The sequence below is a fragment of the Porphyromonas canoris genome (assembly GCF_000765975.1).
GTDB classification, from domain to species: domain Bacteria; phylum Bacteroidota; class Bacteroidia; order Bacteroidales; family Porphyromonadaceae; genus Porphyromonas_A; species Porphyromonas_A canoris.
Genome location: NZ_JQZX01000006.1, coordinates 90,571 through 103,061 on the forward strand (window position 1 = coordinate 90,571; position 12,491 = coordinate 103,061).

General features: G+C 47.0%; 7 protein-coding genes. All 7 read right to left on the reverse strand.

The window, feature by feature from the left end:
- Positions 1-19 precede the first annotated feature (19 nt).
- Positions 20-1,516, reverse strand: coding sequence for a RagB/SusD family nutrient uptake outer membrane protein (locus HQ29_RS01870; RefSeq protein WP_036867217.1), 1,497 nt, complete (start codon positions 1,514-1,516; stop codon positions 20-22).
- Between the two features lie 20 nt (positions 1,517-1,536).
- Positions 1,537-4,791 (reverse strand): SusC/RagA family TonB-linked outer membrane protein, encoded by a 3,255-nt coding sequence (locus tag HQ29_RS01875; RefSeq protein ID WP_082226818.1) that lies wholly within the window; start codon positions 4,789-4,791, stop codon positions 1,537-1,539.
- Between the two features lie 50 nt (positions 4,792-4,841).
- Positions 4,842-6,020, reverse strand: a complete 1,179-nt coding sequence (locus HQ29_RS01880; RefSeq protein ID WP_036789629.1) for an AGE family epimerase/isomerase — start codon at positions 6,018-6,020, stop codon at positions 4,842-4,844.
- An 11-nt stretch (positions 6,021-6,031) separates the two neighbouring features.
- Positions 6,032-6,961, reverse strand: coding sequence for a dihydrodipicolinate synthase family protein (locus HQ29_RS01885; protein ID WP_036867218.1), 930 nt, complete (start codon positions 6,959-6,961; stop codon positions 6,032-6,034).
- A gap of 586 nt (positions 6,962-7,547) precedes the next feature.
- Complete coding sequence (queG, locus tag HQ29_RS01890; RefSeq protein WP_052089685.1) at positions 7,548-8,525, reverse strand: tRNA epoxyqueuosine(34) reductase QueG; 978 nt, start codon at positions 8,523-8,525, stop codon at positions 7,548-7,550.
- Positions 8,526-8,540: 15 nt separating this feature from the next.
- Positions 8,541-9,176 (reverse strand): polysaccharide deacetylase family protein, encoded by a 636-nt coding sequence (locus HQ29_RS01895; protein WP_036789624.1) that lies wholly within the window; start codon positions 9,174-9,176, stop codon positions 8,541-8,543.
- Positions 9,177-9,186: 10 nt separating this feature from the next.
- On the reverse strand, positions 9,187-12,483 hold the full coding sequence (locus HQ29_RS01900; protein ID WP_052089687.1) for a glycosyltransferase family 117 protein: 3,297 nt from the start codon (positions 12,481-12,483) through the stop codon (positions 9,187-9,189).
- Between the last annotated feature and the right edge of the window lie 8 nt (positions 12,484-12,491).

Genomic DNA, 12,491 nt, shown 5'->3' on the forward strand with positions numbered 1-12,491 from the left:
AGTTAGTCATATTCTTATCTTATTCGTACCCTTCGGTTTGCTTGATAAACTCAGGGTCTTCTGCTATCATTTCTCTGGAGATAGGATAGTAGATGAGGTGTTTTTTGTTCTTGTCGAGCTTCTTGACATACTCGAACACAAGATCGTCTCCTGCACGAACAAGATCCCACCAACGTTTGCCTTCTCCGATGAACTCTTTCAGACGCTCATCCAATATGGCTCGCTTGCCTTGAAGCTTGTCTCCATTGTGAACATACTTCTCGAAATCGCTTTCCTTTGCAGCACGTTGGCGCACTTGGTTGATCTCTGCTGAAGGATCTTCTCCAAGCTGATTCTTCGCTTCCGCAAGTAGGAGCAGAGCATCGGCATAACGGTAGATCGGAATATTTTCGTAGTACTTACGAGATCCGTCGCTCTCCAATACACCCATGAACTTAGCAAGGATAGCCCCACGATAGTTCTTTTCATCCTTAAGATTCTTCGGGTCATACTCTCCCTGTTGAGAGAAGAAGAGGATGAAAGTATCCTGTCTCTTGTCCGGTGTCGAGTAGAGCTTTTCTATAATATCAAAGGAAACACCGTTTCTGTTGTGTCCGTTGAACTTGTACTTCTCAAGCTTTTCACCATTCAAATCCACAAAGTTGGCAACGTCTGTGTTACGTGCCGTAAACGTGGAGTAGAAGTGTTGAGCCTGATCTTGTTGGTAGTCTATCGTGAAGATAAACTCCTTATTGCGTTCATTGGAAAGACCCCAAAGGCTTTCGTAAGAAACCAAAGAGTAACCCGCTATGGCAGATAAAGCTTCTTTCGCAGCACGGAAGTCTGCATCTCCACCGCCTAATACCTGACCTTTCCAAAGGAGAGCATCGCCTTTGAGCATAAGAGTGGCAGCTTTTGACCAATACACTTGGTTGTTTTTCCACTTACCGTTTGTGCCGGCATAAAGCTCTAAAGACTTTTCGATATCCTTGAGGATAAGAGCCATAACATCCGCTTTGGGCGAACGTGCTCTACGCAGTTTGGAAACATCCTTAAGCTGCTCTTCGTTCAGAGGCTCGGTAGTGATGATGACATCTCCCCACGCTTTAAGCATGGTGTAGTAGATAAAAGCACGCATACCGTAAGCCTGCGCCATCATGTTGGAACGCTCAGACTCGTTGCCGAATGGCGCTCTCGGTGCATTGGTAATAAAGTCATTCAACTGGTGGATATAGCCATAGAAGCCAGCCCAATTGGTAAAGACGGTATTCGTTGCATTGAAATCGTTATCGATGAGTATCTGATTTTGGGCAGACTCTGTGGTTATACCACCCCAAATATCCGATCTCGCTTCTCCCATTAAATAGAATGTCGATACAAAATTTCTGAACTGCGCAGCCAAACCAACGTGTGCGCTTCGTACTCCTTCTTCTTGTTCCCAAAATCCGTTGTACGTAAGTTCTGATTTAGGCTTGAAGTCCAAGTTACAAGCCGTAGCGATGACTGCAATCAGAAGTGTATATATATACTTTTTCATATTTTAATCAGTCTCAAAAGTTAGAAAGTAAGATTTAGACCCAAGGTGAATGTCTTAGGAAGCGGATACCTTCCGGTATCAGATCCTCTGGCTTCTTCCGGGATGCTACCGGAATACTTGGTGAAATAGTGCAGGTTAGCTCCTGTAATATAGAATCTCGCATCTTTGATAAGCTTGTTGAAGATAGGCTTACCAAGGGTATAGCTGAGTGTTACTTCACGTAGAGCAAGATAGTCGCCCTTTTCCAATGTTCTTGTAGAGCTGTTCACGAAGTCTCCTTGGTCGGAACCTGCCGCAAGGTGATTCTTTTGCGGGTCAGTAAATCCGTAACGAGGGATATTGGAATCCGGGTTGGTAGGAGACCATGTATCTTTAATCTCCACAGGGCCATTCTGATTACCTTGTGTCTGAGCCAATCCCTTCATACGGCGACCGTTTACAAGATAGTGTCCTACCGCAAAGTCTGTCTTCACATAAAGAGAGAAGCCTTTGTAGTTAAGGTCAGTAGAAAGACCTCCAACAAGCCATGGAGTAGTACGTCCAACCACAACACGGTCGCGGCTATCTATAATATTGTCTCCATTAAGGTCTTTCCAGCGAGTGTCTCCCAAGAAACGTTTTGTCTTGTTATAGGCAAACTCTACTCTGCGATCCTTGTGTTCGTCAAGTTCGGCTTGTGTTTTATATACACCGTCAAAGACATAAGCAGTAACAAGATCGTAGCCGAGGCGTTCTCCTTCTTGTAGTCCTCCCACGTAGATAGTCTTTGTAGGATCGTTAGGAGACCAGATCTCTCTACCGCCTTGTCTGTTCTTATCAAGACCATTATTCGGAAGAGACTTTGCGTAAGACTTAACAGACGCAAAGTTGGCATTGATGTTCCACTTGAAATCCTTGGTCTTGATTGCTTCTGCATTGATTTGCAGCTCGAATCCCCTGTTTTGAAGCGTACCGTTGTTGGTCTTAATACCTGAGAAACCTGTCCATATAGGAAGTGTCTGATCTGCCAACTTATCCATAACATCACGTATGAAGAAGTCTCCGATCAAGGTAATTCTGTTGTTGAACAATCCTAAATCAAGACCGGCATTAAGTGTAGTAGATCTTTCCCAACGAAGTCCGAGGTTTGGAAGAGCTGTATTGACATATCCCTTTTCCGAGTTGTAAGTGTTTGTCAAGCTGTACAGACCTTGAACCGTATAGTTGCCAAGAACGTCGATATTACCATTAACACCATAGCTCAAACGTGGCTTCACGCGAGAAAGGTAGCGAACAAGAGACTCGTTTTCTCTGAAGAACTGTTCGTTGTGAAGGTTCCATCCCACAGAAACACCGGGGAAGAAGCCGTACTTGTTCGTACCCAAACGAGATGTTCCATCGTATCGGAATGTGAAGCCGAACAGATAACGGAAGTCGTAGTCGTAGTTCACTTGTCCGAAGATAGAAGCAATAGCATATTCTGTTTTTGAAGAAGATGGTTTACCCGAAGCCTCTGCACCTGCATTCATGGTGTGGATAAGGTCTGTCGGAGAAAGTCTTGTAGAAGCATTGAACGCAAATCCGGAGTTGATGAAATACTCTGACCCTAAAAGGGCAGCTACGTTGTGCTTGTCGAAGAAACGGTCTCGATAGTTTGCAAGAGCCGTAAACTGGTTACGCAACAAACGGTTATGTCCTACCGAAGATGTTCTGTCTGTTCTGAGTGTTCCACCTTCAAGATAAGCCTTGTTGAAGGCCTCGTCGGAGTCGTTTACCGTAAAGTGGCTGCCCTTTGCAGTCAATGTGATCTTATCCGTAAGATTGTAATCCAACTGAACATTCGCGCTCAAGCGTTGTTCCAGGTTGGTTGCAGGGAACTTGTCATGGTAATAAAGCGGGTTACCGAAGTTGTAGCTTGTTCCCGGATGCGGCTTATCCGAGTCTGTTCCATCCGGATTGGTGTACCAGATACGAGTGGTCGGAGCCATACCGGCAGAACGTTGGAACAAATCGTATATTGCGGTATAAGGGTTGTTCAAGTTGGAATGTGCATAAGCCACACTGGAAGAAACCTTGATTCTGTCCGTAATCTTATAAGAGCCGTTAAATGTTCCGGATACACGCTTAAAGCCCGACCCTACAACGAGACCCTTATCATCCAAAAGACCAAGACCGAGATAGTAAGTCGCTTTATCGTTACCACCGTCAAAAGAGAGCGTATAGTCTTGAGCGTAGCTGTTTTGATAGAAGAGCTGAGAGTGGTTGTTCGCCTGGAAGATCAGCTTCTTGGTCGGATCCAACGGGTCTTCGATAGAAGTCCAAGTACCTTTACCGAGAAGATGTTCATTCTCCGGAGTGAGATACATGGTTGTATAGATGCTGTTGGTTGCGTTGTTTCCAACACCGGCACCATTACTTCCGTTCAAGAATGCAGAGAAAATCTTCGGGTCGTTACGAACAATCTGAGTGTCCTTTATCGCCAAACGGTTGAAGCGAACATAGTCTTCGGCATTCAAATAAGTCATCGGGTCTACCGGACGATTGTTAAAAGTGTACTTGGTACGAAAGACTATGCTGGAGCGTCCTGCCTTACCTTTCTTGGTGGTAACGAGGATAACGCCATTTGCCGCACGAGCACCATAGATAGCGGTAGAGGCAGCATCCTTCAACACTTCCATAGACTCGATGTCGTCCGAATTGAGTGCGTAGAATGAGCTTGGCACTCCGTCCACAAGGATAAGAGGTGCGCCGGAACCATCGAAGCTGGTACCACCACGCAATACCATGGAAGGAGTAGAACCGGGTTGCCCTGTATTTTGAGTTACCTTAAGACCCGGAATAGTTCCTTGCAACGCTGTGGCTGCATTCGATCTGGGTGCACTCTCCAATACTTTTGTGTCGAGCTTCGATACGGAAGTGGTCATCTGGGCACGCTTCTGCGTAGAGTAGCCCGTTACGACTACTTGGTCCAACACCGTGGAGTGTTCCTTAAGAACAACGTTGATGATCGTGCGTCCGTTAACACGTTCCTGCTGTTCTTCCATTCCGGCGTATGTAAATCTCAAAACGGCATCTTTGGCAACGTTTTCGAGCTTAAACTCTCCTTTCACATTCGTGTACATACCACGAGCAGTACCCATCACACGGACAGTAACGCCCGCCAATGGTTCTTTGTTTGTGCCTACCACTGTTCCCGACACGGTAATACCCTGTGCATAAAGGGAAAGAGGAAGGAGCATGAGCAGCATGAGCAACATGCTTCGGAACGCATGATGCGTGCATTTAATCTGTTTCATGATCTTGCAAAAATTATTGATTTGAATTAAACAGTATTTTTATGTCTTTTCTATTGCTTACTTATCTCATCGCACAGAAGCGATGCCTTTACCAACATTCTGGGGATATGGAACGGTCCCTTGAAGATATTTCCCTTTGCAGGCTGTGCCACCGTACCATCGCGATGCAGATAGCCGTACCACTCTCCATACTCTTTATCGGGGAAGTGTGCGTATGTCCAGTCGTGTACCTTCTTGTGCCAGTCGAGATACTTCCTATCACCTGTCAGCTTATAGGCATAAAGCAGGGCAATGATTGCCTCCGTCTGAGGCCACCAGAACTTCATGTCCTGAGAGTAGTCCTGATGAGGGAATCCCTTGGCATCTTTGAAGTTGATGATACCACCATACTCCTCATCCCATCCCCACACCAAAGCATCATCGAGAATGGTAAGCCCGAACTCTTTCATCTCCTCTGCGATGGAGAGTTGTGGGAACAATGCTGCCGCTTCCATAAGAAACCATGCCGTCTCTATGCAGTGTCCCGGATTGATGGTGCGCCCCATGCAGCTGTCTATCATCGTTCCGTCACGGTTTACAACCTCCAGCAGCGTGCGGTACTCCGGTTTATAGAGTTTGTTCTTTATCAGATCAAACGAAGTGCGAACCTGTTCCGCAAGAGCCGGATCGTCCGAAACATCGCTTATGACACCTGCCACACCAAGCATGATCATTGTGGGGCTGTGTCCTATGCAGTCCATCACCGGAAGATATTTCGGTTCCAAAATACCAGGAGTAGATAGCCACTCCTGCATCTTCTTGAACAACCTTACCGCTTTCTCCGCATACTCCCGATCTCCGGAAGCCTTGGCATACTCTGCAAAAGCGATTGCGGCGAACGACTCGCTGAATATGTATCTTCTCTTTCTCAGGGGAGTCCCGTCCGCCATTACTTCAAAGAACATCCGTCCATCTTTATCGAAGCAGTGTGCTTCCAAGAAAGCGATGATATGTTTGGATGCATCGAGCCACTCCTGCCTTTTCTCTATATTATTGTAGGCATAGGCAAAAGAGAATGCTCCCCGTCCTTGAAACCAGACAGACTTTGTACCATCCATCAGTGTGCCGTCTCTGTCCACACAGGTATATATCCCTCCGTGAACACGATCCAGACCATATTTTAGCCAAAAAGGAAGTATATCCTCCTTCAACTGAGAGGAATAAACCTCTCTATACTGCTGTATCTCCATTTTCTACTCCGTTACAGCTTATTGCAGTGAGTAAAAAAGTCTATGGCTTCAAGATCCGCAAGAAGCTGCTTCTCTTCTTGTTCCGTTACGTTACGGAATGGAGTTCTGTTCGGACCGAGATCAAGCCCGATAAGCTTCATGATACGCTTTCCGCCCACAATGTTTCCTCTGTACTTTACAATGACATTGATCACATCCTGAGCATAGTTTTGCAAGCGACGAGCCTCTGCAATGTCTCCCTTTTTCCACGCTTCTATGATACCCACAAGGCATCTGCCGTTGTAGTTGGTAGTACCACCGATACCGCCTTGCGCACCTCCCATGACAAGAGAAGAGAGGATAGTCTCATCCTGACCATGCAGCATATCATACTTTCCGTCCTTGTAGAGCATGCACTGATTGTATTCGTAAAGGCTCTCGAAGGTGTACTTGATTCCGGCAAACGTAGGCACTTCCACCTCCATCTGCTTGATAAACTCCAACATAGACAGGAATGCTCCGTTGAATGCAGGGATATGATAATAGTAGAAAGGAAGCTCCGGTGCTCCGGCAGCTATCTCCTTGCAGTACTGTACCAGCTCTTCCACTCTGCCGATCTTCGGAAATGGAGGTGCCATGGCACCGATACCGAACGCGCCGATCGCTTGGGCATGTTCCGCCAATCTGCGACTGCTCTTCACGCAAGTGGATCCGACGTGTACAATCAACTTGAAATCGTCCCACTTTATGGCAGATTTCCAAGCATCCGCAAGCTGGATGCGCTCTTCTTCCGTAAGCATATAGCCCTCGCCGGAAGAGCCATTGATGAAAACACCTGAAAGTCCGTTCTTATGCAGCATCTCTGCATAAGCCGGGATCTTTTCGTAGTTCACTTCGTGCGTATCCTTGTGGAACGGTGTAAATGGAGCATCTATAAGCCCCTTTATTTTCTCAAAAAACATGGTAATAAAGTTTGTCTATTCTTCTATAAAAGGTGTATTCTCTCTTTGTGAAACCATTATGACGCAAAGATAAGTATAGTTTTTATTCAATCGTTATATTTTACCTCCCAATTTGAGAACAAACTTTGATTGTGAATTTTAATTAGTAAATATTTTAAGCCAAATCGAACACCATTATAGCCAGCCGGCATATTTTCTAAAAATATAGACAGATAGAAGAGCAGAAAAAAGCGATTGGCAGAGAAGCAAATATCGGATAGAAATCGGGATAAACGTTAAGACTATTTGATTTTATCCCGTTTAGAAAGTGAGTTCATAAGGTTCGGAAGTTCAAGTCAAGGCTTAAAGGTTGCGATTCAAACTTTGATTGATAAAAATCAAGGCTCGGTTTCTGTCCGTCACGCCGTGAAAATGAGATTTGAGCGGATTAAACCGAATTTATATCCCTGTTAAAACAATGTTCTTAAAGCAGTCGGCACAAGTTTGTCAAGCGGTATCTTTCCCCGAAAAAGCGACAAAAAAACCTTGAAAACAGAGTCTCATCTCCTGCCTTCAAGGTTCATAGGAACAGCCGAATGGTTCCCGGCTACTTCTTTCTATTTTTTCTTTGGATGAAGTAGCGGATATTCCGCTTCATTCCACTCCATTTGGTGCGCGTGAGAGAGGTGCCAAAGAACATGTCTCCATACTCTTTCTCCTCCATTTTGGAGAGCATCTCCAGCGAAAGATCGAGCAACGACTCTTTGGGCAACAGCTCCAACTCTGTCGTCGGAGGTACGTTCTTGTTATAGGGACACACATCCAGACAGGTATCGCAACCCACAAGACGAGAAGCCATTTTGCTGTTGATCTCTTCGGGGATCTCTTCCGAGCGGTTTTCTATCGTCCAATAGTTGATGCACTTTCTGGCATCCAACGAAAAGGGAGACAAGGCTCCCGTGGGGCAGGCACGGACACAGCGGTCGCACTCCAAGCAGATGTCCGCTCCGGTATCAGGGAAAGAGAGTGCCTCTTTTCGAGGGAGATCGGTTACCCTTACGGAGGTAAGCAGAGATCCTATCACGCACCAAGAGCCCATGCCGGGTACTATCAGGCAGGTGTTCTTTCCTATCTGCCCCACCCCTGCACGTGCTGCCCAATATCTTTCGGGTATGGGTGCGGTGTCCGTTACACCCCTGTAAGTGTGGGGAAATCTCTGAGAAAGTTTTTCGGCAAGCATCTCTATCCGTTTTTTCAACACCTTATGGTAGTCTCGCCCTAAGGCGTACTTCGTAATCTTCGGAGCGGATGCCGCCTGCTTCTGAAGAGGAGCGTAGCTCAGTGCGATGATGATAAGTGAGTTGGCTTCGGGCAGTAGGGCTTTGGGGGTTCGCCGTACATCTTCGTAGCGGGTCAGGTATTCCATATCCGCGTGTTGCCCTTCCTCTATCCAGCGATCGAAGCGCTGCTGATACCATGAATCCACATCGGGATTTTCCTCAAGGTCTATTACGCCGATGTTGAATACATTGATCTCCTCTGCCAGAGCTTTGAGGTCTGAAAAAGAAATGGTTGGGAAAGACATCTGTTAACGCCTGATCTACCGGAAAAGAGAGAATGTGTATCCCTCCGAAAGAAGAAAGTCTATGGCTTTAGGCAGGGCATATCTCAGATTTGCCTCGCTTTTGATGGAGTCGTGAAAGACAATGATAGAGCCGTTCTGCACGTACTTGCGGACGCTTTCGAGTGTTCCCTCCGGAGTCTGACACTTGCTGTAATCTCGTGTAACGATGTCCCACATCACCATTTTATATCTCCTCCTAAGACGGAAAAACTGACTCCATCTGAGGTGTCCGTGAGGAGGTCGGAAGAGAGAGGTGTTGAGCCATCTGTCTGCCTTCTCCGTATTTTCGATGAAAGCATTGAAGCCCACTTTCCAGCCCTGCAAGTGATTGAAGGTGTGGTTACCGATGTCGTGCCCTTCCGCTTTGACTTGTTGGAACACCTCCGGATATTTCCGGACATTATCCCCTACACAAAAGAATGTTGCCTTTACTCCTTTCTCTCTAAGCACGGAAAGCACCCAAGGTGTAACCTCCGGTATGGGTCCGTCATCGAATGTAAGATAAACGACCTTCTTGTCTCTTTGAGGAAGACGCCACAATGCGCCAGGGAAAAGGGCACGATAAAGCCGGGGAGGATGTTCGACCAAGGCGGTACACCAAGCCGGCCACATCCCTTTACGTTTATGAGTTTCCACCGAAATAGCTGAGATATTTAAGAACGTCCGGCTCTATGGACTTGTAGTATTCCTCGTTATAAATCTTGCTGATACGAGCTATCGTGGTTGAGACAAGCAGGGCTTCGTCTATCTCTCTTGAGCTTCCGGTCTGTCCGTCGATGGATTGCGAAGCCGCCCAACGCAGAATATCGAGAGAGCGAGATACCATCTCTTTGGAGAGAGCAAGTGCCTCTTCTTTCATGCCTGCATTGTAAAGCGCATCCACCATCGGGATAGAGGTGCGTGTGTGCGGTATCACTTCAGCCGGCAACACCTGCAAGCCTTTCTTGAGAACCTCTTGAGCGCGAACGGTATCGCCCTTTGCCACCAAGGCATTGGCGAGTACGGCAAACACTTCTGTCCTGTATCCTTCAAACATTCGTCTCGCATTCTCATCCATGTAGACGCCTTTGCGATCCGCGCCACCCCATCTGAACTTGTTCATGACATTGTCATACATTCTCTCTGTATCCACTTGGGTGGCAATGCTGTCGCCTGCACGGAAAGGAAGCACCCTGTATGCAAGACCGGTCTGACGGAAATAGGGCTTCATGCCAACGTATTCACTGTCCGGTACGGTAGTGCAATAGTAGATAGGACGTTCAAAGTTGTTGTTCGCCATGATATTCAATATCACACTCTCGTGCTTACCTAAAAGCTGTTTCTCTTTCATGTTGAAGATCATCTTTCGAGAGGTCGGGATGAATGCGGTATCGGCAGGATAGATCGCGCCTTTACGGATCAGATCATCCGGATCATATTGTAAGCTGAACGTTTCGGTGGGGATATAGTCTATTTGACGATTGACATTCGGCAATGTTTTATTCTTCGGATCTGTGCTTGTAGCGAAATCGAGAGCCTTGTCGAGCGCAACGGTATCTTGCAGGATAGGCACAACATAAATCACGGAGAGCTTCTCCCCGGCATACTGATTCGGATGCCAGCTTATCGGAAGCGCTTTACTGTCGTACATATCCTTCTTCATCTGATCCACGTACCAGTCTGCTTGCAAGTACGAAGTATTACATACCCTGAGGTCTCGACGTACTCCTTCCACCTCTTGAGCGTACCAAAGTGGGAACGTATCGTTGTCTCCGTTACAGAAGATTATGCCATTGGGCTCGCAAGATTCGAGATAGTTGTATCCGAAATCCGAAGCCAGCGTACGCCCATGCCTGTTGTGGTCATCATAGTTCTGCGCAAAGACAAGAGCCGGAACGAACATACAGAGCAGCGTTGCTATGATCGGAGCTTTCTTGCTTTCTGTGCCCTTGAAAACGTAATAGTCTATAATCTCACTGATATATGCCACTCCGAACGCAATCCAAATAGAGAAAGCGTAGAAAGAAGCGGCGAAAGTATAATCTCTTTCACGTACTTGGTAAGGCGACTGATTGATGTACAGGATAATGGCCAAACCTGTCATAAAGAAGAGCATGAATACGATAAAGAGTGTTTCCAGGCTCTTCGGACTCTTGGACGCATTCCTGGAAACGAGCAGGAAGAATATACCCAGCAGACCCAAAAGGAACGGCAGCATGAAATACTTGTTCTGTCCCTTGTTCTGCTTCATGTGCTCCGGCATGCTGTCCAGATCTATACCGAGCAGAATGTTATCCAGTGGAGTGATACCGGTGATCCAGTTTCCTCTTGTCGCTTCACCCTGTCCGGCGAGGTCATTTTGCCTTCCGCTGAAGTTCCACATAAAGTATCTCCAGTACATATAACCCACCTGATAACGGAAGAAATAGGTAAGATTGTCTCCAAAAGTAGGCACCACCACAGTCTTCATCTGTCCTCCATCGTTCACGCTCATTGTTCTTCCCTTGTGGTCGCTCCACATTTTGTAACCTTGTGGAAAGTGTGCCTGCGTGCTGTTAAAGACACGAGGGAAGAGCATATTCATATCCGATCTGTATATCGGTTCCTGTACCGTCAGCTTTTCGTAGCGGTCTTTGTCTGTCTCGGAGGTCTTTGAAGCACGCTGCCACTGTACCGACTCTTTGAACTTGGTAGAGCCATCGCTGTTTCTTTCCGGCAAAGACGCATAGGTTTTACCGTAAAGATGCGGAGTGGATCCATACTGCTCACGAGAAAGATACCTCTTCAAAGTAAAGACATCGGACGGATTGTTCTGATTGAGTTGAATATCCGAATTGGCACGGATAAGGATTACCCCATAAGTGGATACACCGACAAAAAACACCGCAAGGCAGAGCATTGCCAGATTCATCAGCTTTGAGGTGAAAGAGGGACGGGTAAATGCCCACCATGCGACAAGCGCAATGATAAGCAACGGCACTATCCAGCTGCTTCCCATGAAAGGGATACCCATCAGGATCACCACAACAAGGAAGATCGCCTGCATCAATCGTCTTCTCGGTTCGATGCGGATACTCTCCACATAACCCACGATGAGCAGTAGAGAAAGTACTATCAGATAGAGGATAAGACCGCTGTTGAACGGCAATCCCAAGAGGTTCACGGTAAACAGCTCAAACATTCCCGCCACAGCCGGAGCACCTTGAACGATACCGAACATAACGATAGCGATAAGCGCAAAAGAGCCCAACAGAGCCCCGATAGAGCCTTTGAAGGTTGGGTTAGGAGATCTCTTGTAATAGTAGATAAGCCCCATTGCCGGCAAGCAAAGCAGATTGAGCAAGTGTACTCCGATGCTAAGCCCCATCAGGTAAGCGATACCCACAATCCAGCGATCCGCCGTACTGCTGTCCGCAGCCGCTTCCCAATTGAGCATGAGATAGAATACAAGCGCCGTAAAGAGGGAAGAAAAAGAGTAAACCTCTGCCTCCACCGCACTGTACCAGAATGTATCGGTAAACGCATAAAGCAGAGAACCCACCAGGGCAGACCCTAACGCCACATAGCTCATATAGCCTCCCATGCGACCCTCAGCCTGCTCCTCTTCCGAGCGCACAAAGCATCGGCGCACGAGGTGAGAGATACTCAAGAAGAGCAGCATCACGGTAGCCCCACTCATCAGCGCGCTCACCGTATTGGCTGCAATGGCTACATGATTGGAACCGATGGGAAGAATGGTAGAGAAGAAGTTGTACACCAACATATAGAATGGTGCTCCGGGCGGGTGTCCGACCTCCAAACGGTCGAAAGTGGTAATGAACTCCGGACAGTCCCAAAGGCTGGAACTCTTCTCCATAGTCAGTATATAAACAATAGAAGAGAGTAGCATCACCACCACTGCTCCTATCATCTCTATTCTCTTGAATATCTGTTGTTTCATACTTCTGC